This window comes from Ruegeria sp. ABV3_008, assembly GCF_056161185.1.
On record NZ_JBSWYP010000001.1, the window covers coordinates 330,211 to 355,469 of the forward strand.

Sequence of the window (25,259 nt, forward strand, 5' to 3'; positions counted from 1 at the left end):
TGGCGGAATACAGGCTTTGGGTGAGAGGTTTGCCCGAGGCGATCAAGGAGGGTCCGTTGGACTATACTGCTCAGCTCGATTCAGCGATTGCCAGGCTGCATGACGAAGGACGCTACCGGACCTTTATCGATATCGAACGCCGCAACGGGCACTTCCCGCATGCCGTTCGGACCCGTCCCGATGGAACGCAACAGAACATTACCGTGTGGTGCGGCAATGACTATCTTGGCATGGGCCAGCACCCGGTAGTCCTGAACGCAATGCACGAAGCCGTTGATGCGGCCGGTGCCGGTTCGGGCGGAACGCGCAACATCTCGGGCACGACTGTATATCACAAGCGCCTTGAGGCTGAGCTGGCCGATCTGCATGGCAAAGAGTCCGCTCTGCTGTTCACCAGCGCTTATATCGCCAATGACGCGACGCTTTCGACCTTGCCGAAACTGTTCCCCGGTCTGATCATCTATTCGGACGCGCTGAACCATGCCTCGATGATCGAAGGTGTGCGGCGCAATGGCGGCGCCAAGCGCATCTTCCGGCACAATGATGTCGCCCACTTGCGTGAGCTGATTGAGGCCGACGACCCCAAAGCCCCCAAGCTGATCGCATTTGAGTCGGTCTACTCCATGGACGGTGACTTTGGCCCGATCGAAGAGATTTGCGATCTAGCCGATGAATTCGGTGCCTTGACCTATATTGACGAGGTCCATGCAGTTGGCATGTACGGCCCGCGCGGTGGCGGTGTGACCGAGCGTGACCGTCTGGCGCATCGCATCGACATCATCAATGGCACTCTGGCGAAAGCCTATGGCGTAATGGGGGGCTATATTGCCGCCAGCGAAAAGATGTGTGACGCCGTGCGCTCTTACGCGCCGGGTTTCATCTTTACCACGTCTCTGCCGCCTGCTGTTGCGGCTGGTGCGGCGGCCTCGGTCGCGCATCTGAAAGTGACGCCGGAACTGCGTGAGCAGCATCAGACTCAGGCCAAAATCCTGAAACTGCGCCTGAAAGGCTTGGGCCTGCCGTTGATCGACCATGGCAGCCACATCGTGCCGGTTATCGTCGGAAACCCAGTCCATACCAAAATCCTGAGCGACCGCTTGCTGGACGATCACGGTATCTATGTGCAACCGATCAATTTCCCTACCGTTCCACGTGGTACAGAGCGCCTGCGCTTTACCCCATCTCCGGTCCATGGACCCGGTGAGATGAACCGTCTGGTTCAGGCGATGGACGAACTTTGGTCACATTGTGCGCTAAATCGCGCCGAACTTGCCGGTTAAACTCACGCTAAAGTGTGCAACGCGTTCGCCGCGTGTTAAGCTTACGCTAACAAAATAAGTGGACGAATCGTTATGGGGACGATTCGCCATTAGCGTGAAACACGCGACGGGCAAAATGGGGCGGCAGGAATGATTGGGCGCAGATCACAGCGCGATTCCGAAGAAGGTTTAGAAGTCAGACCAAAGGGTTTTGACGACTACGAAGTACGGCTTGGTGATCAGATGCGCGGCGAACGCGCCACCATGGGCAAATCCCTTCTGGATGTTCAGCGCGAACTGCGGATCAAAGCCAACTACATCGCTGCAATAGAAAACGCCGATCCTGATGCGTTCGATACACCCGGCTTCATCGCCGGGTATGTGCGTTCTTACGCCCGGTATCTGGGCATGAACCCGGATGAGACCTTTGCCGCCTTCTGCAAGGAAAGCGGCTTTGAGGTCGCGCATGGCATGTCAGCCGAAGCATCCGTTGTTCGCAAACCGACCGGAGATCTTCCGGCCCGTGGCCCGATGGGGCGGGATCCGTTTGTGTCTCCGAACACACCATATATCCCTGGCAAAGAATCCTTCGTCAGTCAGGTTGAACCGCGCGCGATTGGCTCGTCCTTGGTCTTGCTGGCCGTTATTGGCGGCATTGGCTATGGCGGCTGGGCCGTGCTGAACAAGATCCAGCAGGTGCAGGTCAGCCCGGTTGAGCAAGCTCCGGTGGTTCTGTCGGACCTCGATCCCCTTGATGCGGCGCGTAGCACTGAGACCGTCGAGACCGCTTCGACCGAAGCGCTGGATCGCCTCTATCGCCCGCAAGCGCTGGATGTTCCCGTGATGGTCGCGCGGGATGCTCCGATTTCCACGCTTGACCCACGGACCGTTGGCGCGTTCCGTCCGCCGGAACTGCCCGAGGTTCAGGTGGCCGAACTGCACACGGTCGAGCGACCAGCCTTGCCGCAGGTGGTCGAGCAGTTGGATACGACGTTGAAGATTGTCGCCGTGAACCCAGCATGGATGCGTGTCACGGCCGCCGATGGTAGCGTGATCTTCGAAGGCACACTCGGTACGGTTGAGCAGGGCAGCATATTCGAAGTGCCGCTGACCGAAGAACCGCCGCTGTTGCGGGCCGGGGCGTCGGGTTCGGTGTTCTTTTCGATGAATGGTGAACATTTCGGACCGGTCGGTGCGCCGGGCACTGTCGCGAAGGGCGTTGTCCTGTCCAAGGACGCAGTGGCTGAGACTTATGCCGTCGCTGATCTCGAGGCCGAGCAAAACAGCGCCCTCAAGCAATTGGTGGCCGAGCTTCAGACGCAAGCAGCGGACGAGCCTGCCGAATAGTCTTGCCATTGCTCAACTGCGGTTGCCGAACTATCTATGAGGCAACCTAGGCAGATGCGGACCTCTCTTCATGGCGCTCAACCACGTACGTCCCTGGCGTGATATCTACCGCCGCAAATCCCGTAAGATCATGGTCGGCAATGTGCCGGTTGGAGGCGATGCTCCGATCGCTGTTCAGACCATGACCAACACCCTGACGACTGATGTGGCGGCAACGGTCGCGCAGGTTCAGGCTGCGGCTGAGGCCGGAGCTGATATCGTGCGGGTTTCCGTTCCGGACGAGGACTCGGCCAAGGCGCTGAAAGAGATCGTGTGCGAAAGCCCGGTGCCCATCGTGGCTGACATTCACTTTCATTATCGCCGTGGCATTGAGGCCGCTGAGGCCGGCGCGGCTTGTCTGCGGATCAATCCGGGCAATATCGGCAACGAGCAACGCGTGAAAGAGGTCATCAAGGCCGCAAGGGACCACAATTGTTCGATCCGGATTGGGGTAAATGCGGGCTCGCTAGAGCGGCACCTGCTTGAGAAATACGGCGAGCCCTGTCCTGAGGCGATGGTCGAAAGCGGGTTGGAACATATCCGCATTCTGCAGGACAATGATTTCCACGAATTCAAGATCAGCGTGAAGGCCAGCGACGTCTTCCTATCGGCGGCGGCCTACCAAGGCATTGCCGAGGCCACCGATGCCCCCATTCACCTTGGGATCACCGAGGCCGGAGGGTTGGTCAGCGGCACCATCAAATCCGCCATCGGTCTAGGCAACCTGCTTTGGATGGGGATCGGAGATACGATCCGTGTCAGCCTGTCCGCCGATCCGGTCGAAGAGGTCAAGGTCGGTTTTGAAATCCTGAAATCGCTGGGCCTGCGCCATCGCGGCGTCAACATCATCTCTTGCCCCTCCTGCGCGCGTCAGGGGTTCGACGTGATCAAAACCGTCGAGGCGCTGGAGCAACGCCTGGAACACATCAAGACGCCGATGTCCCTGTCGATCATCGGTTGCGTCGTCAACGGACCGGGCGAGGCGCTGATGACCGATGTCGGCTTCACAGGAGGTGGAGCAGGGTCGGGCATGGTCTATCTCGCAGGTAAGGCTAGCCACAAGATGTCGAACGACCAGATGATCGATCACATCGTGGAAGAGGTCGAGAAAAAGGCCTCTGAACTGGATGCGGCAGAGGAGGTTGCAGAGTAGCTACACTGCGGGCATTTGCTGCCGCACAATGAATGCCTCCGCCCAGTTCGCCCAGCGTGTTGACATTCAATGAAACGACCTCGCGCCCGGGGTAGTGACGCCTAAGGGCATTGCGCGCAATTTTGTCCGTTTCACTATCTCCGAACTCGGCAATCACCACTGCACCGTTGCAGACATAGTAGTTTGCATATGAGGCTACGAATTCCGGGTCTTGAACACGACGTTCGAAAGGTTCGGGGACGACGTCGATCTGCAAGCCTTCGTCCGCAAGCAGATCATGAGTGTCCAGCGCAGCGAGGTGAAACAGATCACCCATGTCTGGTTCATCTGGAAGGTTGATGAGAACGCGCCCCGGCCCTGTAAAGCGGGCTAGGCTATCAATATGGTAGTCGGTGATATCTTCGCCCAAGACACCTTCGGACCAAATGATGCGGTCAGCACCATAGGCTGTCAGCAGACGGGTTTCGATTTCGGCGCGTGTCATGCCAGGATTGCGGTTTTCATTCACCCAAGAACTTTCATGCGCCATGAGCAGCCCATGCCCATCCTGCTCGACCCCACCAGCCTCGCCTTGCAAACCAGTAGGTCGCAGACTAAGGCCCAACCGATCCGCGACCCTGCTGGCTACTTTTGCATCGAGGGCGTGGGGTTGCTTTTGTCCCCAGCCATTGAATTGGATTTGGCTGATGGCCAATTTGCCCTGTCCGTCGACGACAAAAACCGGGCCGGAGTCGCGGCACCAAAGTTCTTCGGTCGGGATGTCCCATAGCTCGACCTGCGCAGAGAGCCTCCGGCGCGCGGTGTCGTGATGTTCAGCCTCGGCCAACATGGTTACAGGCTCAAAATCCGAGATCGCGTTGGCAATGTCCGCGATTGTCTGCTGTACCGAGTCTAGAAATATGTGGTCGCGATAGACTTTGCGACTGTTGGGCCATTGCATGAAAGTCCGCTGATGACGCATTTCCTCGGCCGGTACGTAGTAGCCAGAACGAGGCTGGGTCGAGGATTGACTTGGCAAACCCACAAGACCCAGCGCCCCTCCAGCAATCAAAAGCTGTCGACGATTGACTTAGGGAGTCTACCCTTGTTCAGCTCGCACGCCGTCTGCGATCTGCTGCATCTGATCCGCTGGTAGGAAGCCGCGCAGCATTTCGGTGCCCAGAACGAACGAAGGCGTGCCGGTGATCTGCATGCGTTGTGCCAGCTCTCGGGTGCGGGTGATCTCTTCGGTGACCTGGTTGCTGTCCATCGCGGCGATGATGGCGTCGCTGTCCAGACCAAGCCCGTCCGAGATGCGGCGCAGGGTCACTTCGCTGGGTTCTCCGCTGAATTCCATCAGGGCGTCGTGGACCTGTTTATAGGCGTCATCCCCGGCGACATGTTTGGTTGCCACGGCAAAACGCGAGGACAGAACCGAGGCATCGCCAAGAATCGGGAACTCTTTGATCACAAGACGGATATTGCCGTCTTCGGCCAACAGGCTGGCCACCTCGGGCACGGCACGGCGGCAATAGCCGCACCGGTAGTCCATGAACTCGACCAGGGTGATGTCGCCATCCGGGTTGCCGCCGACCCAGCTATAGCCGTCATTGAACAGCTCATCCGCGTTCGAGGCGACCAGATCGCGATCTGCCTGTTCCTGAGTCGCAGCGTTGCGCTCCTCTAGGATTGTGATCGCTTCGATGATCACTTCGGGATTTTCCAGCAGATACTCGCGTACTTGCGCTCCGAACTCGGCCTTTTCGGTATCGCTGAGCGCGTTCAGGTCTAGCGCCTGCGCCGAAGTCGATATCAGGGAAAGCCCCAAAAGGGCGGGGGCTGCATGTTTCAGGATCATTTGCGTTTCCTTTTCGCTTTCTCTGCGCGTTTCGAGGCAATCAACACATCTTGTGCCCTTTGCCAACCCGGTGAGCCTTCGGGAAGTTGCCCGATGGCCCGTCTTGCGTGAATGCCTGCATCGGCCAGCCGGCCCTGCAAGGCGTATCGTTCTGCGGTGACGGTCGAGGCCATCCCGTTATTGCCGACCTTGGAATAGGCCACGCCCAGATCCCGCATCAGCCGCGCATTGCGGTAGTCGCGGGCACGGGCTTTCTCAAGCGCTTCCAACGCCGTGTCGGTCTGGCCCTGTAACAGCAGCGCTCGTCCGTATCCTGCAAGGATCAACGCATCGTGCGGCGCCATTTCAACCGCTTGGGCGTATGCATTAACAGCCTCGGATAATTGCCTGTTTTCCAGAAGAATTTGCCCTTTCAATTCGTAGTAGAAGGGATCCTCGGGCCGAATTTTCAAGGCTTCATCTATCGCTGCGCGCGCACGGGCCAGATCGCGGTTCTGGTGATGGGCCGACGCCTCGCGCATCATTCGGATGTCGTAGGCCGTTTCCTCTTTCGCGCGGCGCATTGTCCAACTCGGAGAGCGCAAAAAGGCCGAGAGCTTACCCTTGACCCGCGCAAACCAGTAATCGGCGCTTTCATTGGGTTGGGTTTGATCGCCGAATTCGTCCAGAAACGCCTCAGCTGCGCGCAGACGATCCCGGCTGGTGGGGTGAGAGCGCATGTAGGGGTCCTGATTGGCCGTGCTCAGCAATTCCTGACCTGCGAATTTGCGGTGGATCGCGACCATCCCCTTGGGTGAGATGCCGGCCCACCGCAGATAGCTGGCCGCGCTGCGATCGGCTGAGGCTTCCTCAGCCCGCGTGTGCCCCAGAAAGCCGCGAATGGCCGCGCCTTGCGTTCCGGCCGCAATCCCGGCAGCGGCTTCCCCTCCGCCCGCTGCGGCTGCGATAAGAGCAAGCGCCGTGCCAAGGCTCGCCTTACGCTGTGCGTCCTGCAGGTTTTGGTGACGGCGGGCCAGATGACCGTTGGCAATATGGGCGGCCTCGTGGGCGATGACGGCTTGTAGCATTTCGGGGCTGTCGACCGACAGGATCAGGCCGTAGTTCAGGTAGATCGCGTTGTAGTCGATGACGAAGGCGTTGAAGGTGTTGTCGTTGACTACCAGAATACGCACCTGATTGGTGCTTAGCCCGGCTGCGCGCAGCACCGGAAAGGCCAGTTCGCGCAGGCCGAACTCGATATCGGGATCGCGGATCAGGCTTTGGGCGTGGGTCTGCACCGCCGCCGTCAGCCAGAGGACAGCCGCAAGTATCAGGGCCGGGATTGACGCCAGCCGGGATACGCGTTCAAAAGCCATGGCTGCAACATGGGAGATGGGCATGAGAAACTCAACCCGGTCCGGGGTCGATCCGTTTATTGTGATGGACGTGATGGAGGCCGCGCGCAAAGCCGAAGAGGCCGGAAGCCACGTCATTCATATGGAGGTCGGCCAGCCCGGAACCGGCGCCCCGAAAGGCGCGACCGAAGCCCTCGCCAAGGCAATGGAACAAGGCCCGTTGGGCTATACCGTTGCACTCGGGCTGCCGGCTCTGCGTCAGCAGATCGCGCAGATGTATGGAGAGTGGTACAATGTCGATCTGAACCCCGAACGGGTCGTAGTAACGCCGGGGTCTTCCGGCGGGTTCTTGCTGGCCTTTACTGCGCTGTTCGACAGCGGGGATTGCGTGGGTATCGGCGCGCCGGGATATCCGTCCTACCGCCAGATCCTCAAGGCGCTTGGATTGGTGCCCGTCGATCTGCCGACTTTGCCCGAGAATCGGCTGCAACCGGTGCCTTCCGATTTTGCCGGGCTTGATCTTCAGGGCCTGATGGTCGCGTCGCCCGCCAATCCGACCGGCACTATGCTGGATCACGCGTCGATGGGCGCGTTGATCGATGCCGCGCAGGGGCAGGGTGCCTCTTTCATCAGTGACGAAATCTACCACGGGCTGGAATACGAGGCCAAAGCCGTCACCGCGCTGGAGCTGACGGATGAGTGCTATGTGATCAACTCGTTCTCGAAATATTTCTCGATGACCGGTTGGCGTGTTGGTTGGATGGTCGTGCCCGAGGATCAGGTCCGCGTGGTAGAACGTATTGCCCAGAACATGTTCATCTGCGCGCCCCATGCCAGCCAGGTGGCCGCCTTGGCCGCGATGGATTGCGACGAGGAGCTGCAGGCCAATCTCGATGTCTACCGTCGCAACCGTGAGCTGATGCTCGAAGGGCTGCCAAAAGCTGGTTTCACGAATATCGCGCCACCTGATGGGGCGTTTTACGTCTATGCCGATGTCTCTGATCTGACTGATGACAGCCGCGCCTTTGCAGCCGAGATTCTGGAAAAGGCCGGTGTCGCCGTAACGCCCGGTTTGGATTTCGATCCCGAGCGCGGACATACGACCCTGCGATTCTCCTACGCGCGGGCCACGGCGGATATTCAGGACGGGTTAGAGCGTCTGCGCAGCTTCATGGCCGAACGCGGCGCGTTGCAGCCGGTGTAAAGCGTTCACAAGAGGGGGCGGATGCGCTAGGGTCGCGCTCAAACGATCTCGGGAAAACTTGAGGCCATGAGCAGGATTTTCTATTGCATCGCGCTGATCTGGGCGCTGACCGGTGCTGCATTGGCGCAGGACTTCACTGCGCTGGCGCGCGTGCAGCCGGACCAAAGCCGCATCTTCGATTCTGGTCGTACGGCGGTTCAAGTCGATCTTGGCGTCAGTCAGGGGGTGCCCTACCGCATCTTCACGCTGCGCGATCCCTACCGCATGGTTCTCGACTTTCAGGAGGTCGACTGGACCGGCCTCAACGCCGACGACTTCCTACAAACCGACCGGATCAGTGGCGTGCAATTCGGGGCCTATGTTCCCGGCTGGTCCCGTATGGTGCTGGAACTGGGCGCGCCTATGGCGGTGGACACGGCCGAGTTGCGTTTGGATGAGGCCTCAGGCGCGGCGCTGTTGACCCTTCAATTGGTCGGTACCGATTTTGACACGTTCAACGCGTCCGCTGGCGTGCCGCAGAACCACGGCTGGGATCTTCCAGAACCCGCCGTCACCACGTCCGAAGTCCCGCGCAATGTGGCCCAGGTCATGCGGGTGATGCTGGACCCCGGCCATGGCGGTATCGACCCGGGCGCCGAATTCGGTGGCATTGACGAGAAAACCATGATGCTGACCTTCGCGCGTGAACTACGTGAATTACTATTAAGGTCAGGTGGTTACGAGGTGGTGCTGACGCGGGTCGAGGATCAGTTCGTCTCGCTAGAGCGTCGTATCGCTCTGGCACACAGGGCGGGTGCAGATGTGTTCATCTCGCTGCATGCCGATTCCCTCTCTGACGGGCAGGCCCACGGCGCGGCGGTCTACACCTTGTCCGAGGATGCCTCGGACGTAGCCAGCGTGAAACTGGCCGAGCGCCACGATCGGGGCGATCTTTTGTCTGGGGTCGATCTGAACGGGGCAGATGATCAGGTCACCGATGTGCTGCTGGATATGGCGCGGCAGGAGACCAAACCCCGCACAACATCGCTTGCAGGCGCGATTGCCAATGGGATGGCGCAACAGGGCGGGCCGATGAATCGCAAACCGCTGCGCACAGCCTCGTTTTCGGTGCTAAAGGCGGCGGATATTCCGTCTGTTCTCGTCGAGCTTGGGTTTCTTTCCAGCCCCAGAGACCTGAAAAACATCAAAAATCCTGACTGGCGCGCTAAAATGGCAAGGGGAATCTATCAGGGGTTGGAGGACTGGCGGCAGCAAGATGTGATCAGACGGTCCATGATTGGACAGTGACCTGACGACGCAAAACGGCTAGAATGCGCTTGTGGTTTTGACCCTCGGGCTTGGCATCCCTATATAGGCGGCAGCGCGAAAAAAAGGCAGTGACGTGATCCGGTTCATTCTATCGATTTTCGGGGCAGTTTTTAGCCTCGTGACTTTGGGTATCTTCATGGTTGCGCTGGTGATCGGCGCGGTCTTTTGGATGTATGGTCGCGACCTGCCCAGCCACGAGTCGCTGGCACAGTATAAGCCGCCCACGATCAGCCGGATCTATTCCGGCGAGGGGCAGTTGATCGACGAATTCGCTCAGGAGCGCCGTCTGTTCACCCCGTCCGAGGAAATCCCCGATCTGGTGAAACAGGCCTTCATCTCGGCGGAAGACAAGAATTTCTATACCCACCAGGGCTATGACCCGCGCGGCATCATCGCCGCGGGTGTCGAGGCAGTGCGCACCAAGGGTGAAACCGTACGTGGTGCCTCGACCATCACGCAGCAGGTGATGAAGAACTTCCTGCTGTCAGGCGACCGTCGGGCCGAGCGCAAGATCAAGGAAATCATCCTTGCCACCCGGCTTGAGGACACGCTCGACAAGGAACAGATCCTAGAGCTTTACATGAACGAGATCTTTCTGGGTCAGAACTCATATGGTGTGACCGCTGCGGCGCAGACTTATTTCAACAAGACCCTGCAGGAACTGGCCCCGCATGAGGCCGCGATGCTGGCCGCGATGCCCAAGGCACCGTCGGACTATCACCCGGTCCGTCAAAAGGAACGCCTGCTGGCCCGCCGCAACTATGTTCTGCGCGAGATGAACCAGAACGGCTACATTGATCAGGCGACTTATGAGACCGAGGTCGAGATGCCTCTGCGTTCGGTTCAGAACGGGGATTTCGAAAGCTTCCGCACTGCCTTGCCGCCGCGCGATTACTTCACCGATGAAATCCGCCGTCAGCTGAGCGAAGACTTTGGCGAGGGTGAGTTCTTTACGGGCGGCTTCACCGTACGAGCCTCGGTCGACGAAGAAATGCAAGTAGAGGCCGCGCGTGCGCTGCGCGAGGCGTTGCAGAAATACGACCTGTCACGTGGCAGATGGCGTGGGACCGGCGAAGTGATCCCGGAGGAACAGCTGGCGGATGAGGGTCAATGGCGCGATGCACTGGCGCAGATGGAAATCCCCCGTGACGTCGTTCTGCCGACCCAATGGTATCCCGCCGTTGTGCTGGACGTGGCCGAGCAACAATTGACCGTCGGAATCGAGGATGGCCCTGCCGATGGCACCATCCCACGCTCTGACATCAAATGGATGCAGGGCAACTTCTTCGATAATTTCAAACGCGGCGATGTGATCCTTGTCATGGCCGGGGAAGAGGGCCAATGGTCCGCCCGTCAGGTGCCCGAAGTGCAGGGTGGCTTTGTTGCCATGGACGTAAATTCGGGCCGCGTTCTGGCGATGCAAGGCGGGTTCTCGTATCAGGATACCGTGTTCAACCGTGCCACGCAGGCGCAGCGTCAGCCGGGGTCCTCGTTCAAGCCGTTCGTCTACGCCGCCGCGCTGGACAGTGGCTATAGCCCGGCCACCATCGTTGTGGATGCGCCGATTGAGGTGAATACTCCTCAGGGCCTGTGGCGCCCGAAGAACTCGTCGAACAAGTTCTACGGCCCAACTCCACTGCGCACCGGGATCGAACAGTCGCGGAACCTGATGACCATCCGTCTGGCGCAAGAGGTCACGATGCCTGTCGTCGCAGGCTATGCGGAACGGTTTGGTGTCTATGACCGGATGGGTGCGTTTCTAGCCAACTCGCTCGGGTCCGAAGAAACCACGCTGTATAAAATGGTTGCGGCTTACGCGATGTTCGCCAATGGCGGTGAGCGGGTCGAACCTACTCTGGTCGACCGGATTCAGGACCGCTTTGGTAAGACGATCTATCGCCATGATGATCGCCAGTGCCTCGATTGCAACTCGACCTGGTTGGAGCCGAACGAGTCGCCGACCATTGAGACCAACCGCTCTCAGGTCATGGATGCAATTACCGCCTATCAGCTGACCTCGATGATGAAGGGCGTTGTGGATCGCGGGACGGCGTCGCGCTATGTCAACCTGCCGGTGCCGACGGCGGGTAAAACCGGAACGACCAATGAATCCAAGGATGCGTGGTTCATCGGCTTCACCTCGAACATTGTGGCCGGTTGCTATATTGGCTATGACCGCCCACGTCCGATGGGCCGGGGGGCTTATGGTGGCACCATGTGCGGGCCGGTCTTCCAGAGCTTCATGGAAAAAGCCGTTGAGAAATATGGCGGCGGTCCATTCGAGGTGCCCGAAGGTGGTCACTTCATCAAGATCGACCGTTTCAGTGGTGCGCGCCTGCCTGATGACGCATCCGGCGAATACGTCGTTGCCGAATTCTTCCGGGATGGTGTCGATGGGTTTATCGACCGCGTTTATGACGGCGGCTTTGCCATCGGGTCGGACCTTCCGCTGTTCGAAGAGGCGCAACGTGCGGGCGTTCAGGTCCAGACCTCGACCGGCAGCACTGTCACTGTTGGCCCCAAAGCCTCGCAAGGGGATTTGAGTACCGGCGGCCTTTACTGATCGCTTTGTGAAATCTCTGACGGCCAGACGTGTAATCCCGTCTGGCCCGTCTTGTGGTGGCCTTCCGCTCTTGCTATCACGCAGTCCTGTTTGACCAAGTTGGGGCAAGACCATGCGCGCCGAAACCCAGAATATCGTGGCGGAAATCGAAAAGTCGCTAGAGCTGCTGGCACAGCGCATGGACTACGAAACCGCGCCCCATCGGCTTGAGGAGTTCAATGCGCGAGTCGAGGATCCGAACTTATGGGACAGCCCCGAGAACGCACAGAAACTGATGCGCGAACGGCAGATGCTGGTCGACGCTATCGAGACCTACGAGTCCATCAAAACCGATCTCAGCGACAATATCGAGCTGATCGAGCTGGGCGAGATGGAAGAGGATGAAGAGGTTGTTCAGGACGCCGAAGCCTCGATCAAGTCTCTGAAGGACAAAGCCGCCAAGAAAGAGCTGGAGGCTCTGCTCGATGGCGAGGCTGACAGCAACGATACCTTCCTCGAGATCAACTCGGGCGCGGGCGGGACCGAGAGCTGCGACTGGGCCTCGATGCTGGCGCGGATGTATGTGCGTTGGGCGGAGAAGAAGGGCTATACGGTCGAGCTGCAATCTGAGACCGCGGGCGAGGAAGCCGGGATCAAGTCGGCGGCCTACAAGATTTCCGGTCACAATGCCTATGGTTGGCTGAAATCGGAAAGTGGCGTGCATCGTCTGGTACGAATCTCGCCTTATGACTCGGCGGCCAAGCGGCATACCTCGTTCAGCTCGGTCTGGGTTTACCCCGTGGTCGATGACAATATCGAGATCGAAGTGAACCCGGCCGATATTCGGATTGATACCTATCGGTCCTCGGGTGCGGGTGGTCAGCACGTGAACACCACGGACTCGGCCGTGCGGATAACGCACATCCCGACCGGGATCGTTGTGACCTCATCCGAGAAGTCGCAGCACCAGAACCGCGATATTGCCATGAAGGCGCTGAAATCGCGCCTCTACCAACAAGAACTGGACCGCCGGAACGCCGATATCAACGCGGCGCATGAGGCAAAGGGGGATGCGGGCTGGGGCAACCAGATCCGATCTTACGTCTTGCAGCCTTATCAGATGGTGAAGGATCTACGGACCAATCATGAGACCTCGGACACCAAAGGTGTGTTGGACGGGGATCTGGATGGGTTCATGGCGGCGACCTTGGCGTTGAACGTGGCGGGCAAAAGCCGGTCCGAGGCGCAGGGCGACTAAGTCTGGGCAGGGGGCGCTGCCCCCGCCGCGGCAAGCCGCGACTCCCCCGAGATATTTTTAGCCAGATGAAGGGGATCCGGGTGGTGCTTAGCCATTCGGGAAAAGATGTATTTAAACAATGGGTTTTATTGGTCGGGGTGCGCGGCTAGGCTGGACCTGAATTCAACGGATTGAGGCGATTGAAACCCGGATGGATATCACTCAGCTTTCCGCAAAGACGCTGGTCGATCAGTTGTCATCTGGTGCTGTTTCATCGGTCGAGGTGATGGCTGCGACGCTGGAGCGGATCGAGGCCGTGAATAGAACAGTCAATGCGATTGTGGCGCTGCGCGATGCGGATGACCTCATGGCCGAGGCGGCAGCACTGGATGCGGGTCCGAAGCGGGGACCACTGCACGGTTTGCCGATTGCGGTGAAGGATCTGGTTAATGTCGCCGGGATAGTGTCATCGCAGGGATCGCCGCTGTTTCGCGATTTTGTGCCCGAACATGACGATCTGATTGCAGCGCGGATGCGCGCGGCGGGGGCGATTTTGATTGGTAAGACCAACACGCCCGAGTTTGGGCTTGGCTCGCACACGTTCAACCCGGTCTATGGCGCGACTCGGAACCCCTATGACGGCGCGCGTACCTGTGGCGGGTCGTCTGGCGGCACGGCGGTTGCGTTGGCGACTGGGATGGTCGCGTTGGCCGATGGCTCGGATATGATGGGAAGCCTTCGAAATCCGGCCGCGTGGAACAACGTTTACGGATTTCGCCCAAGTTGGGGGCGGGTACCTTCGGAGCCCGTTGGAGATGGGTTTCTGCATCAGTTGTCGACTTTGGGGCCGATGGCGCGTAGCCCTGAGGATTTGGGGCTATTGCTTGACGTGATTTCGGGCGCTGATACCCGGTCACCTTTGGTCGCGGATGTCGGGCAAGTGAGTCCCGTTCAAGCCGCTGATCTTCGCGGGGTTCGGATTGGCTGGTTGGGAGATTGGGGCGGCGCCTTTCCGATTGAGGACAGCATTCTGGATCTTTGCCGCGATGCCCTACGCGTTTTCGAAGATAAAGGGGCAGTGGTCGAAGATGTGTCTGCGCCCCTCGATGCCGAAAAGATGTGGGACAGTTGGGTTACCCTTCGGTCCTGGGCCGTGGCGGCGGGATTGCAGCCTTTGCAGGGCAAATCAGAGGCCTTGAAAGACAGCCCGCAGTGGGAGTTGGAGCGGGGCCTGATGCTATCCGCGATGCATGTGCATGAGGCCAGCGTTACCCGGTCGGAGTGGTTCCGGAGGGCGGCTGAGCTGTTTCAGGACTATGATGCTTTGGTTTTGCCGGCCGCACAGGTCTGGCCGTTCGATATCGAGACGCCGTATCCGCGTGAGATCATGGGGCGGGCGATGGATACCTATCATCGCTGGATGCAGGTGACAGTGCCGGTCAGTCTGATTGGCTTGCCCTGTCTGGCTGCGCCTGCCGGGTTCGGAGCAGAAGGCCTGCCAATGGGCTTTCAGCTATTTGGGCCCAAGGGGTCGGATGCGCGGCTACTGTCCATGGGCGCCGCGTATCACGAGGCAACGACATGGCCGCAGAAAAGGCCCGCGATGAGATAGGGCCAGACGGGGAGGAGAAACAGATGGAAAGACCTTTCGGAGCGCCTCAGATGCGCCCTGTTGACAGTGGGATGCTGAAACAGGCGATGCGGCGGGCGTGGGTTGACCTTCGCAGGGCGCCGCTGTTCGGCTTGATATTTGCGGGGTTTTATGTGCTGGCGGGCTGGGCGATCGCCTGGGTGACACTCCAGTCGGGAACAAGCTATTGGCTGGTCCTCGCCGCGATCGGGTTCCCTCTGATCGGACCGTTTGCCGCGGTCGGACTCTATGAGGTGTCGCGTCGTCTGGAGGCCGGGGAGGAACTTGATTTTAAAGCGATATTCGGGGTCGTGCTGCAGCAGAGCCGCCGCCAGTTGCCCTCAATCTGCGCGATCATCGTGGTTATGTTTCTGTTCTGGTTCTTTCTGGGCCACATGATCTTTGCCTTGTTCATGGGGCTGTCGACGCTGACGAACGTATCCTCGTCGCTCGAAGTGTATCTGACGGCAAACGGGTTGATGATGCTGGCGGTAGGGTCGGCCGTCGGGGCGGTCTTTGCCACGATCCTCTACATGATCACCGTGCTGTCGATCCCGATGCTGCTGGACCGCGAGCTGGATTTCGTTACGGCAATGATCGCAAGTTTCTCCTACGTGAGAGACAACTTTCCGGTGATGATCGGGTGGGGCATTTTCATCGCCGTGCTGACGTTTGTAGCGATGGTACCGTGGTTCTTGGGATTGCTGCTGGTGCTGCCGCTTTTAGGTCATGCAAGCTGGCACCTGTACCGCCTGATCTGCGAGGATGGCTCGAGCTAGCGCCTTTCGTCGGGCCTTTTGGCCCTATTCAGCTTGCGCGCGGCACCAAGCGCATCTGTTGCATCCTGCCCCAGACGGGTCAGGGTCACAGGGCGCGCGTCGTCTTTGTCCGGGCGCGTGTAGCTTGTGCCTTGCCAGAGGGTATCTTTCTTGCTGACCACATAGACCCGGCTGTTCTGGCCGTTTCGACCGGAAATCAGCATGTAGACAAAATCGCCGGAACAGCTCGCTATACCGCGCACCTCTCGTGCCATGGATGGGCTGCCGGGCGTCACGCTGCGCGGTGTGAAGCCACGGATCAACGTGCATTGTGGCAGCCGTTTGGCGTGCAAAACGATGGACGTCCGGGTGTCCGTCGCCGCATAAAACCCTGGCGGAAAGGTGCAGTCGTGGGCGGCCTGAGCACCCGAGCCGAGGAATTGCGTCAGCGTGGCGTTCACATGATGCGTATTGGCATCCGGGATGTCGTCAAGCGGGGTGAGAACGATACGGGCATCCACATCAAAGAAGCGACATATCCGGTCCAGAACATCCGCGCGCGGAAAGCTCTCGCCCGCAAGATACCTGTTGAACTGCGTCCGGTTGATGCCCAGTTCGCGGCACAATGCAGAAATCGAAGGGTAGTTTCGCGCCAAGCGTCTGAGGTTTGCGCCGAACATGGCGCGAAGTTCATCCGGGTTGCGTGTATCCTCTGGCATCGGTTCCCCCTGCATCGGCGGTTTCAGTCGTGAAAACAGCGGTGCAGATCGGCAGACCGGATGTGTGACCGAAATCGTAAAGATGACCCCAAAGCAACGTTTCCCCACGCCGCGTTGCACCGGAGATGCTAATCCGACGTTGGGTAAAGGCAATAGGTATTTGTCTGCTGGGGGTGATCTTTACAGTTTATTTGCGGGCTTTTTTGCGCAAAGTGTCAAGTGGATAATTATCGTAAAAAGCGAAAGGTCCCGGCGATACCCTGCCAGGACCTTGCAATTGTTAGTCACCACGCAACAGTGCGGCCACGCCGGTTCTGGCGATCTCGACCAGCCCCAGCGGGCGCATCAGGTCCGCAAATGCGTCGATCTTGTCGGGGGCGCCCGTGATCTCGAAAATGAACGAGTTCAACGTGCTGTCGACCACATTGGCGCGGAAGATATCGGCCAGACGCAGCGCCTCGACCCGCTTGTCGCCTTCGCCAACGACCTTGATGATCGCCAGTTCCCGCTCGACCGAGGGGCCTTCGACCGTCAGGTCATGGACCTCGTGAACCGGCACGATACGGCCCAATTGGGTCTTGATCTGCTCGATCACCTGCGGGGTACCGGTGGTTACGATGGTGATGCGGCTGAGGTGTCCTGTGTGGTCGACCTCGGCCACGGTCAGGCTTTCGATGTTGTAGCCACGGCCCGAGAACAGGCCGATCACGCGGGCTAGAACGCCCGGTTCGTTCTCGACCAGAACCGCAATCGTGTGGCGCTCCTGTACGTCCGAAAAGGTCGGGCGTAGGTTATAGGCCGAATGGCGTGTAGAGCCTTTTTTGATATGTAGGGCAGACATTTACGTCCCTTTCATCATCTTGCGAAAACCGGGCGTCGGGCGCCCGGTCAATTCCGACGAATGTTGTTAAACCAGAACCGAACCTTTGGAATCGATCACGCCCTGCGTTTCGGCCTCGCCCAGCAGCATCTCGTTATGGGCTTTGCCCGACGGGATCATGGGGAAGCAGTTCTCGTGCTTTTCAACAAGGCAGTCAAAGATAACCGGACCGTCGTAGTTGATCATCTCCATTATCGCGTCGTCCAGATCTGCAGGGTCGGAACACAGGATGCCCTTGGCCCCGAAGGCCTCGGCGAGTTTGACGAAATCGGGCAGGGCCTCGGACCACGAATGCGAGTAGCGCTCACCATGCAGCAGCTCCTGCCATTGGCGGACCATGCCGAGACGTTCGTTGTTTAGGATGAACTGTTTCACGGGCAGGCGGTACTGAACGGCGGTGCCCATTTCCTGCATGTTCATCAGCCATGAGGCCTCACCCGCGACGTTGATCACCAACGCATCCGGATGCGCCATCTGCACACCGATCGAGGCCGGAGTGCCATAGCCCATCGTGCCCAGACCGCCTGAGGTCATCCAGCGGTTGGGGTCCTCGAACCCAAGGTATTGCGCGGCCCACATCTGGTGCTGACCAACCTCGGTCGTGATGTAGCGATCGTGGTTTTTCGTCAGCTGTTCAAGGCGTTGCAGCGCGTATTGCGGTTTGATCGTCTTTTCACTGTTGGTGTAGGCAAGGCAGTTGACCTTGCGCCAGTCGGCAATCTGCTCTTGCCACTTGGCGACCGAGGCGGCGTCGGTCTTGCGGCCACGCGATTTCCAGACCTTCAGGATATCTTCCAGAACATGGGCTACGTCGCCGACGATCGGGATGTCGACGCGGATCACCTTGTTGATCGAAGACGGATCAATGTCGATATGCGCCTTTTTCGAGTTCGGTGAGAACGCGTCGATACGGCCGGTGATCCGGTCGTCGAACCGCGCGCCGATGTTGATCATTAGGTCACAGTCATGCATCGCCAGGTTGGCCTCGTAGAGACCATGCATTCCCAGCATGCCCAGCCAGTTCTCACCCGAGGCGGGGTAAGCGCCAAGGCCCATCAGGGTCGATGTGATCGGGAAACCGGTCGCATCCACCAGTTCACGCAGCAATTGGCTGGCTGCGGGCCCCGAGTTGATGACGCCTCCGCCGGTGTAGAAAACGGGTTTCTTGGCGGTCTCCATCGCGGCGACCAGTTCGGTGATTTCTTCCAGATCGCCCTTCAGAACAGGCTGATAGCGAGAGGTCGAGGTCTTGGGGCCGGTATAGTCACCCGATGCAAACTGCACGTCCTTGGGAATGTCGATCAGCACCGGACCCGGACGACCCGAGGTGGCAACGTGGAACGCCTCGTGCATGGTTTCTGCCAGAGAATCCGTGTCCTTCACCAGCCAGTTGTGCTTGGTGCAGGGGCGGGTGATGCCGACGGTGTCGGCCTCTTGGAACGCGTCCGAGCCGATCATGAAGGTCGGCACCTGACCGGTCAGAACAATGATCGGGATCGAATCCAGTAACGCATCCGTCAAACCGGTGACCGCGTTGGTCGCGCCGGGGCCGGATGTCACCAGCGCAACGCCGGGTTTGCCGGTTGACCGGGCATAGCCTTCGGCGGCGTGGACCGCGCCTTGCTCATGCCTCACCAGGACGTGGCGAATGTCGTTTTGCAGAAAGATCTCATCATAGATCGGTAGGACGGCGCCACCGGGGTATCCGAATACTGTGTCCACGCCCTGATCCTTGAGGGCCTGAACCACCATCTTTGCGCCGGTCATCTCACGTGTCATCTGCTTTGCTCCGTTCGCGACATGTGTCTTGCGTTTGCCAAAAAAAAGCCCCCGAGTTTTTCGGAGGCGCATGGGTTCGATTGTGGTTTTCCGTTACCGGCCCATACGCGTGTTTCCTACGATTACGACTAGCGTGTTCATCGCCAGAGGCTCCTTATCAGCTTGCAGGGGACATTATGTTCGGCACGACGGAGCGTCAACAGTCAATCGTATGAATTTCATGACCGGATCGATGAATTTTACGACATTTTGTTGCGCAAAATGACGCATGTCGGGAATTTCCGGTAAAGCAGAAGGGGTCACGTGGTGTTTTGACGGATTTCCGACTTGTCCAAAACCGCCAACGCGATGTCTGAAATGAACCAGAAGCGCGCCATGTGCTGCGGCAGGCTGCCTTGTATGAGGGGCAAATAGGGAGGTCGGCCTTGCTGCAGGAACTTGTGGATTTGGGGCGCTATCCGATTGATCGCCCGGACTCGACCGCGTACCGCCAGTTGATCGGTGATCTGCGCCGAGAGCTTGAGTATGACGGTTGCGCGGTTTTGCCGGGCTTTGTGCATGAGGCTGGGTTGGAGCAGTTACTGGTAGAGGCAGATGCCGTCGCGCCCATGGCTCATCGGTCTTTCAACCGTACGAATGTATATTTCACCAAGGATGACCCCAGCTATGGGATCGGGCATCCGGTGCGTCGGTTCTATGATAGGTCGAATGCGTTTGTACCTGCAGACAATTTCCCCGGATCGGGTCCTCTGCGGCGTATTTATGAGTTTGACGGTTTTCTGCCGTTCATTCGCGATGCGCTGGATGAGCCAGAGGATCGGTTCTTTCGCTATGATGATCCGCTGGCGGATGTCATCATCAATGTCGTGGAAGAGGGGCAGGGGTTTCCCTGGCATTTCGACACCAATAATTACACTGTGACTCTGGCCATTCAGAACGCCGAGATAGGCGGCGCGTTTGAATATGCCCCGGATCTGCGCAGTTCAGACGACGAGAATTTTTCGGCGGTAAGAAGAGTTCTGGATGGCGATATGCAGGCCGTTCACCGGATCGACCTGCAGCCTGGTGATCTGCAGATATTCAAGGGTCGCTATGCCCTGCACCGAGTTGCGCCAGTTGAAGGCGCGCGCAAGCGCTATGTTGGCATCTTCTCATTTGTGGACACCGAAGGCATGTGTGGTGGGGTTGAGAGGACGCGGCAGCTCTATGGCCGGGTTTTGCCGCATCACTATGCGCGGGAGGGCCGCCGGGCCGATGAATTGTTGGACTGAGTTGCCGACACAGGTAGGATAGGGCCCATTCAGAGAGGGCTTTGGCATGGCACGTATATTGCAACTCACTCCGTTTGTTTTGTGCTCGTCGTTGCAGAACCAGATTGATTTCTATTGCGACCGTTTGGGATTCAGCTGCGGGTTTCGGCAGGACAACTATGCGTTTCTCTCACGCGGGCCGGTGGCAATCCGGTTGCTGGAATGCCCGCCGCGAGACGATGGAAAGCTGCTGGGGGAAGAGCAGTCCTATTACATAGATGTCGAGGGGGTTGATGCGCTGTATGACAGCCTAAAACCGGGTTTGGAGGATTTGCCGGATGGACGTGTGCGCCCTCCGTTTGATCAGCCCTATCAGCAACGCGAGTTTCACGTCATTGACGAGGATGGGACATTGATCTTTTTCGGTGAGGATATCAGGCCGCGCGGGTAACCCTCCCGCCCATCGTCAACGCGCCTGCGGCGCGCCTCCTCTGGTTGGGCCGGGCAGCGCGTGCCGCGCTGCGGGTGGTTCAGAAGCCGACGCCGGTGCCCTGTAATACGCCATGTTCCAGCGCATAGCGGGTCAGGCCCGCTGTAGAGGAGATGCCCAGTTTGCGTTTGATGTTTTTGCGGTGGGTTTCGACCGTCCGGACCGAGATATCGAGCGCCTGAGCGACTTCCTTATTGGATTTGCCCTGCGCCAGTTCCAAAAGGATGGTCTGTTCGCGCCCGGTAAGGGCTTCGCGGGCGCTGTCGCCTTTGGGCTTCAAGGACCCGCTGGCGCCGGTGCATAGATATTGCTCGCCCTTCATCACCGCATCGATCGCCTGTTTGATCTCATCCGTGGGGACGTCTTTCAGCACGTATCCTTTGGCCCCGTGGCTGAGCGCAGTCGAGATGTATTCGGGGCTGTCATGCATCGACAGGATCAGAATGCGGGTCTCGGGCAGGCGTTCGAGGATCAGTTCGGTCGCGCTCAGGCCACCGAGGCCGGGCATGTTGAGGTCCATGAGGATCACGTCGGGGGTCAGCTCGGCCGCGTGATCAACGGCGGCCTGACCGCTGCCCAGAGTGCCTACAACCTCAATCTCATCATAGCTTTCGAGGATCGACTGGATGCCCTCGGCTACCATGGGGTGATCGTCGACGATGAGGACTCGGATGGTCATGTCCCGGCCTTTCGGTTCGGTGTTGCGTCTTCCTGCGGCGGCAGCAGGTGGCTCAGTGGCAGGCTGACTTCGATCACCGTGCCCCCATGCGGGCCGCGTGATGACAGAATACGCAACGTGCCGTCAAGCTGTTCGATCCGTTCCTGCATGTTGCGTAGCCCGATGCCGGTGCCGCTCTGATCTGGTTCAGAGCGTAGCCCGCGCCCGTCATCGGTGATCCGCATAGTCGCGCCTTTCTTGTGCCCGCGCAGGTCGATTGTAACATGCGAGGCGTCTGCGTGGCGCTCAATATTGGTCAAAGCTTCTTGAGCGATGCGGTAGAGGGCGATCTTGCTGTCCTGATCCAGCCGGTTGCGGAAGACAACGGTCGAAAACTCGGTTTCGATCCCGGTGCGCTCGCGGAAGTCATCTGTCAGCGCCTTGAGGGCCGGGCCGAGGCCCAGATCATCCAGCACACCAGGGCGCAGATCGCGGCTGATGCGGCGCACTTCGGTGATCGCCGTGCCAAGGTGATCAATGCCCTTGTCCAATGGGGCCTGCGCGCCCGCGTCATCGCCTCGAGACAAGCGCCTTCGCGCATTGTCTAGCGCATAGCGGACACCGACAAGGATCTGGCTGATCCCGTCATGCAGCTCGCGCGCAACCCGGCCGCGTTCTTCTTCCTGAGCATCGAACACCCGCTGGGTCAGCTCTTTCAGTTTAGCATCCGCCAGCCGCCGCTCGCGTATGTTCAGCAACATGCCCGACGCGAAGACGATCAGAACCGAGGCGACAACGATGGCGCCGATATACATGAAGGTGCGCTGGACCCGGTCCTCGACCTCCGCGCGGGCATTGGCGACGGTTGCCAATATGTCGTCGATGAAGACACCGGTGCCCACGGCCCAACGCCAATCCTGCAGGCCCACAACATAGGCGATCATCTGCGCCTCTTCCCCGGTCGAGGGCTTTTCCCACATGAAACTGTGCCAGCCTGCACCTTGGCGTGCGAGACGGATGAACTCATCCACGACCGGAGTACCGTCGCTGTCGGTCAGACCGTCCCAATTGCGGTTGATGAACTGGGTCTGGCGGGGGCTGACCAAGTTCGTGCCGTCATAGTCATAGACAAAGAAGAACCCGTCCTGCCCGTAGATCATCGCCGACAGAATCTGAGTTACCAGTGTTTTGGCGACGTCATCGTCAGGTTCAGCGCGCCCGTAGATATAGGCAAACCCGTTGCGCGCCTGTGTGACGTAGTTCTTCAGTTCTTCCTTCTTGGCCTCGATCAGGCGTAGCTCCAGCGCCTGTATTTCGCGCTCGGATGTCGCTCGGGCCTGATAGGCGACCAGAAAGGCAATGGCCGCGACGGCAACGACCAGAGGGATGGCCGCAACCAAAGACAGTTTCTGCGCATAGGTCAGCGAAACCAGATGTCGGAGTCTTTGCATGGGCGAATCGATACGCAAGCGGCGGCGAAAATGCAAAAAGATTGAGCGTTTCTGGGGGTAAATGCCCTCGGGAACGTGGGATGGCTGGCTTTTTTGCCGATTTTATCTGCGAAAAACGGGCAGAAATTCGGGTTTCTACGCAGTAGTAGGTATTCCCTTTCATATCCCTGCCTCTAGGCTCCGATCCATTGAAAGCGACAGGCCCGGACACCTCCGGGTGATGACTTATGAAGGGGAGGAACACTCATATGGATCGTCGTTCATTTCTGAAGAAATCTGCTCTGGGCGGCTCGGCTGCTGCGGCAACCGCACTGGCGGCACCGGCTTATGCGCAGGGTCAGCGGACCCTGACCATGGTTACCTCGTGGGGTCGTGGTCTGGCCGGGGTGTTCGATAGCGCACAGCGCTGCGCCGATAGCATCAACGCGATGTCCGATGGCAGCCTGAACGTAGAAATCAAGGCCGCAGGCGAACTGGTTGGCGCGTTCGAAGTGTTCGACGCCGTTTCGTCCGGTCAGGCCGACATGTACCACGCGGCTGACTACTACTTTGTGGGTCAGCACCCAGGCTATGCCTTCTTCACCGCTGTTCCGTTCGGCATGACCGCGCAGGAACTGGTGAACTGGTACTACCACGACGGCGGCATGGAGCTGCATGACGAGCTGGGCTCGATCTTCGGCCTGAAGTCCTTCCTGGCGGGTAACACCGGCGCGCAGGCAGGCGGCTGGTACTCGAAAGAGATCAACGGCCCCGAGGATTTCCAGGGTCTGAAGTTCCGTATGCCAGGTCTGGGTGGCCAGGCACTTGGCAAACTGGGCGCATCGGTCCAGAACATTCCGGGTTCCGAAGTGTATCAGGCGCTGTCCTCGGGTGCGATTGACGGCACCGAGTGGATCGGCCCCTGGGCGGACGAAAAAGCGGGCTTCCAGGAAATCACCAAGACCTACTACACCGCGGGCTTCCACGAGCCGGGCGCAGGTCTATCGCTGGCGACCAACCGCGACGTGTTCGACGAACTGACTCCGGCACAGCAGAAGATCATCGAGATTGCAGCTGCCGAAGCTCACCAGTGGAACCTGGCGCAGTTCCTGGCCAACAACGGCGCAGCTCTGCAGCGTCTGCAGTCGGGTGGCGTGAAGGTCATGGAATTCCCAGACAGCGTATGGGACGCATTCGGTCAGGCTTCGCAAGAGGTTCTGGACGAGAACATGGGCGACGAGCTGTTCAAGAAGATCCACGACAGCGCAATGGCGTCGATGGCATCGTCCTCGGGCTGGCTGAATCTGTCGTCGGGTGCCTACACCGCTCAGCGCGACCGCGTTCGCGGCTAATCCCAAGTGAACTGACCAAACGGTTTCCCCGCAATCGCGGGGGAGCCTTTCTTGTTGCATATGCGCGGACCCATCATGCCGCTATAACTTGCAGTGCAACTGACGTGACCCGGGGACAACATGCAGGACGATAACGGTATCTCGTTTTTCGGCGCCCTGTGGAATGGACTTATCTGGTTCATTCAGAACATTGCCGAAGCCTTCTATAATTTTGGATATGCGATCACGCATCCGCAGCTGTGGCTGGATTGGTCCGACAAAGAATCCATAATGCGCTTTGTTTACTACGGAGGCTCGGTCGAGTTCTTCTTCGTGGTTTTCACGCTGTTTCTGGTGCTAACGGCCATCGGCCTCTACTACCGAAACGTGATGTGGGGCATGGTGCGCGGGCTGGAGGCTTTCGCCAACACGACCGGGCGGTTCTTTGCCTGGGCGGGCTTGCTGATGGTGATCCAGCAGATCGTTATCGTGTTCATGCAGCGTGTCTTTGCCCGGCCTGATATGTCCTTTGGTCTGGGTATTCCCTTCAATCAGGACATCAGCTGGTTTGCTGAAGAACTGAAGCTCTATAATGCGATGGTCGTCTGCCTGTGCTGCACCTACACCTTCGTGCAGGGCGGGCATGTGCGGGTTGACCTGATCTATGCCGGTATCAGCCACCGCGCCAAGCGCGTCGTTGATATGTGTGGCGCCGTTCTGTTCATGATGCCAATGGCCGTACTGACCTGGATGTATGGCTGGTACTTCATGTGGCGGCACCTGATCGTACCGAAACCCTCGGCCAGTGACACGCTGGACAGGCTGGTGGCCAAGTCGCGCGCCCTGCGTTGGAACGTGGAAACCATCGGCTTCAGCCCGAACGGGTTCAACGCGTATTTCCTGTTCAAAATCCTGCTCGTGATCTTTGCGGGCATGGTGTTCCTGCACGCGATTGCCTTCGTGTGGCGGTCGTATCTGGAATACGTGGAAGGGCCGGAAAGCGCCGGAAAATACCTCGACAAGGATAGCCTTGGCGAGGGTGAAGAAGCCTACGAAGGCGCACATTAAGGACGG

The 25,259-nt window shown here is 59.0% G+C and carries 21 protein-coding genes; 13 read left to right on the plus strand and 8 right to left on the minus strand.

Features of this window, described 5'->3' with window-relative positions; translation table 11 throughout:
• The first annotated feature begins 56 nt into the window (after positions 1-56).
• The 3 genes from hemA (at position 57) to ispG (ending at position 3,798) form a co-directional block, all read left to right on the plus strand.
• On the plus strand, positions 57-1,280 hold the full coding sequence (hemA, locus tag ACXAH8_RS01645) for a 5-aminolevulinate synthase (RefSeq protein ID WP_475215528.1): 1,224 nt from the start codon (positions 57-59) through the stop codon (positions 1,278-1,280).
• 129 nt (positions 1,281-1,409) lie between these two features.
• Positions 1,410-2,606, plus strand: coding sequence for a helix-turn-helix domain-containing protein (locus tag ACXAH8_RS01650; protein WP_475215530.1), 1,197 nt, complete (start codon positions 1,410-1,412; stop codon positions 2,604-2,606).
• 70 nt (positions 2,607-2,676) lie between these two features.
• On the plus strand, positions 2,677-3,798 hold the full coding sequence (gene ispG, locus ACXAH8_RS01655; protein WP_475215532.1) for a flavodoxin-dependent (E)-4-hydroxy-3-methylbut-2-enyl-diphosphate synthase: 1,122 nt from the start codon (positions 2,677-2,679) through the stop codon (positions 3,796-3,798).
• Here the strand turns inward: ispG and ACXAH8_RS01660 are convergent.
• The 3 genes from ACXAH8_RS01660 to ACXAH8_RS01670 form a co-directional block, all read right to left on the minus strand.
• Positions 3,698-4,738, minus strand: coding sequence for an agmatine deiminase family protein (locus tag ACXAH8_RS01660; RefSeq protein WP_475215534.1), 1,041 nt, complete (start codon positions 4,736-4,738; stop codon positions 3,698-3,700). The genes ispG and ACXAH8_RS01660 overlap by 101 nt on opposite strands.
• Before the next feature lie 138 nt (positions 4,739-4,876).
• Entirely contained in the window at positions 4,877-5,635 is a 759-nt protein-coding gene (locus tag ACXAH8_RS01665; protein WP_475215537.1) for a DsbA family protein, read from the minus strand.
• The gene (locus ACXAH8_RS01670; protein WP_475215539.1) at positions 5,632-7,014 is read right to left on the minus strand and encodes a M48 family metalloprotease; all 1,383 of its coding nucleotides are present in this window, start codon (positions 7,012-7,014) and stop codon (positions 5,632-5,634) included. The genes ACXAH8_RS01665 and ACXAH8_RS01670 overlap by 4 nt, the downstream gene beginning before the upstream one ends.
• Between ACXAH8_RS01670 and ACXAH8_RS01675 the strand changes: the two genes are divergently transcribed.
• From ACXAH8_RS01675 to ACXAH8_RS01700, 6 genes are all read left to right on the plus strand, one after another.
• Positions 7,013-8,173, plus strand: a complete 1,161-nt coding sequence (locus ACXAH8_RS01675) for a pyridoxal phosphate-dependent aminotransferase (protein WP_475215541.1) — start codon at positions 7,013-7,015, stop codon at positions 8,171-8,173. The genes ACXAH8_RS01670 and ACXAH8_RS01675 overlap by 2 nt on opposite strands.
• Before the next feature lie 66 nt (positions 8,174-8,239).
• Positions 8,240-9,460: an N-acetylmuramoyl-L-alanine amidase gene (locus ACXAH8_RS01680; protein WP_475215543.1), complete on the plus strand. Its 1,221-nt coding sequence runs from the start codon at positions 8,240-8,242 to the stop codon at positions 9,458-9,460.
• 94 nt (positions 9,461-9,554) lie between these two features.
• Positions 9,555-12,044, plus strand: a complete 2,490-nt coding sequence (locus ACXAH8_RS01685; protein ID WP_475215545.1) for a penicillin-binding protein 1A — start codon at positions 9,555-9,557, stop codon at positions 12,042-12,044.
• A 112-nt stretch (positions 12,045-12,156) separates the two neighbouring features.
• Positions 12,157-13,281: a peptide chain release factor 2 gene (gene prfB, locus ACXAH8_RS01690; RefSeq protein ID WP_170373982.1), complete on the plus strand. Its 1,125-nt coding sequence runs from the start codon at positions 12,157-12,159 to the stop codon at positions 13,279-13,281.
• Positions 13,282-13,471: 190 nt separating this feature from the next.
• Positions 13,472-14,872 (plus strand): amidase, encoded by a 1,401-nt coding sequence (locus ACXAH8_RS01695; protein WP_475215548.1) that lies wholly within the window; start codon positions 13,472-13,474, stop codon positions 14,870-14,872.
• 23 nt (positions 14,873-14,895) lie between these two features.
• Complete coding sequence (locus ACXAH8_RS01700; RefSeq protein WP_475215549.1) at positions 14,896-15,669, plus strand: DUF2189 domain-containing protein; 774 nt, start codon at positions 14,896-14,898, stop codon at positions 15,667-15,669.
• On the opposite strand, the gene ACXAH8_RS01705 is transcribed toward ACXAH8_RS01700, so the two are convergent.
• The 3 genes from ACXAH8_RS01705 to ACXAH8_RS01715 form a co-directional block, all read right to left on the minus strand.
• Complete coding sequence (locus ACXAH8_RS01705; RefSeq protein ID WP_475215552.1) at positions 15,666-16,367, minus strand: helix-turn-helix domain-containing protein; 702 nt, start codon at positions 16,365-16,367, stop codon at positions 15,666-15,668. The genes ACXAH8_RS01700 and ACXAH8_RS01705 overlap by 4 nt on opposite strands.
• A 280-nt stretch (positions 16,368-16,647) precedes the next feature.
• The gene (gene ilvN / locus ACXAH8_RS01710; RefSeq protein ID WP_170373979.1) at positions 16,648-17,208 is read right to left on the minus strand and encodes an acetolactate synthase small subunit; all 561 of its coding nucleotides are present in this window, start codon (positions 17,206-17,208) and stop codon (positions 16,648-16,650) included.
• Between the two features lie 66 nt (positions 17,209-17,274).
• On the minus strand, positions 17,275-19,026 hold the full coding sequence (locus ACXAH8_RS01715) for an acetolactate synthase 3 large subunit (RefSeq protein WP_475215555.1): 1,752 nt from the start codon (positions 19,024-19,026) through the stop codon (positions 17,275-17,277).
• Between the two features lie 425 nt (positions 19,027-19,451).
• Between ACXAH8_RS01715 and ACXAH8_RS01720 the strand changes: the two genes are divergently transcribed.
• Positions 19,452-20,297 carry a HalD/BesD family halogenase gene (locus ACXAH8_RS01720; protein WP_475215557.1) on the plus strand — a complete coding sequence of 282 codons (846 nt, stop codon included), beginning with the start codon at positions 19,452-19,454 and terminating at the stop codon, positions 20,295-20,297.
• 46 nt (positions 20,298-20,343) lie between these two features.
• Positions 20,344-20,727: a bleomycin resistance protein gene (locus tag ACXAH8_RS01725; RefSeq protein WP_475215559.1), complete on the plus strand. Its 384-nt coding sequence runs from the start codon at positions 20,344-20,346 to the stop codon at positions 20,725-20,727.
• A gap of 79 nt (positions 20,728-20,806) precedes the next feature.
• Here ACXAH8_RS01725 and ACXAH8_RS01730 read toward each other — a convergent pair whose 3' ends face one another.
• Together ACXAH8_RS01730 and ACXAH8_RS01735 are read right to left on the minus strand one after the other, a co-directional pair.
• The gene (locus ACXAH8_RS01730; RefSeq protein WP_170482966.1) at positions 20,807-21,445 is read right to left on the minus strand and encodes a response regulator transcription factor; all 639 of its coding nucleotides are present in this window, start codon (positions 21,443-21,445) and stop codon (positions 20,807-20,809) included.
• Positions 21,442-22,875, minus strand: a complete 1,434-nt coding sequence (locus ACXAH8_RS01735; RefSeq protein ID WP_170466340.1) for a cache domain-containing protein — start codon at positions 22,873-22,875, stop codon at positions 21,442-21,444. The genes ACXAH8_RS01730 and ACXAH8_RS01735 overlap by 4 nt, the downstream gene beginning before the upstream one ends.
• Before the next feature lie 248 nt (positions 22,876-23,123).
• On the opposite strand from ACXAH8_RS01735, the gene ACXAH8_RS01740 reads away from it, so the two are divergent.
• Positions 23,124-24,206, plus strand: coding sequence for a TRAP transporter substrate-binding protein (locus tag ACXAH8_RS01740; RefSeq protein WP_170373973.1), 1,083 nt, complete (start codon positions 23,124-23,126; stop codon positions 24,204-24,206).
• A 120-nt stretch (positions 24,207-24,326) separates the two neighbouring features.
• On the plus strand, positions 24,327-25,253 hold the full coding sequence (locus ACXAH8_RS01745; protein WP_475215562.1) for a TRAP transporter small permease subunit: 927 nt from the start codon (positions 24,327-24,329) through the stop codon (positions 25,251-25,253).
• Positions 25,254-25,259: the final 6 nt, after the last annotated feature.

Coding starts and splice junctions, on each gene's coding strand:
- ACXAH8_RS01650 (WP_475215530.1), top strand. CDS start 1,410: ATGATTGGGCGCAGATCACAGCGCGATTCCGAAGAAGGTTTAGAAGTC.
- ispG (WP_475215532.1), top strand. CDS start 2,677: ATGGCGCTCAACCACGTACGTCCCTGGCGTGATATCTACCGCCGCAAA.
- ACXAH8_RS01660 (WP_475215534.1), bottom strand. CDS start 4,738: ATGCAATGGCCCAACAGTCGCAAAGTCTATCGCGACCACATATTTCTA.
- ACXAH8_RS01665 (WP_475215537.1), bottom strand. CDS start 5,635: ATGATCCTGAAACATGCAGCCCCCGCCCTTTTGGGGCTTTCCCTGATA.
- ACXAH8_RS01675 (WP_475215541.1), top strand. CDS start 7,013: ATGAGAAACTCAACCCGGTCCGGGGTCGATCCGTTTATTGTGATGGAC.
- ACXAH8_RS01670 (WP_475215539.1), bottom strand. CDS start 7,014: ATGCCCATCTCCCATGTTGCAGCCATGGCTTTTGAACGCGTATCCCGG.
- ACXAH8_RS01680 (WP_475215543.1), top strand. CDS start 8,240: ATGAGCAGGATTTTCTATTGCATCGCGCTGATCTGGGCGCTGACCGGT.
- prfB (WP_170373982.1), top strand. CDS start 12,157: ATGCGCGCCGAAACCCAGAATATCGTGGCGGAAATCGAAAAGTCGCTA.
- ACXAH8_RS01695 (WP_475215548.1), top strand. CDS start 13,472: ATGGATATCACTCAGCTTTCCGCAAAGACGCTGGTCGATCAGTTGTCA.
- ACXAH8_RS01700 (WP_475215549.1), top strand. CDS start 14,896: ATGGAAAGACCTTTCGGAGCGCCTCAGATGCGCCCTGTTGACAGTGGG.
- ACXAH8_RS01705 (WP_475215552.1), bottom strand. CDS start 16,367: ATGCCAGAGGATACACGCAACCCGGATGAACTTCGCGCCATGTTCGGC.
- ilvN (WP_170373979.1), bottom strand. CDS start 17,208: ATGTCTGCCCTACATATCAAAAAAGGCTCTACACGCCATTCGGCCTAT.
- ACXAH8_RS01715 (WP_475215555.1), bottom strand. CDS start 19,026: ATGACACGTGAGATGACCGGCGCAAAGATGGTGGTTCAGGCCCTCAAG.
- ACXAH8_RS01725 (WP_475215559.1), top strand. CDS start 20,344: ATGGCACGTATATTGCAACTCACTCCGTTTGTTTTGTGCTCGTCGTTG.
- ACXAH8_RS01730 (WP_170482966.1), bottom strand. CDS start 21,445: ATGACCATCCGAGTCCTCATCGTCGACGATCACCCCATGGTAGCCGAG.
- ACXAH8_RS01735 (WP_170466340.1), bottom strand. CDS start 22,875: ATGCAAAGACTCCGACATCTGGTTTCGCTGACCTATGCGCAGAAACTG.
- ACXAH8_RS01740 (WP_170373973.1), top strand. CDS start 23,124: ATGGATCGTCGTTCATTTCTGAAGAAATCTGCTCTGGGCGGCTCGGCT.
- ACXAH8_RS01745 (WP_475215562.1), top strand. CDS start 24,327: ATGCAGGACGATAACGGTATCTCGTTTTTCGGCGCCCTGTGGAATGGA.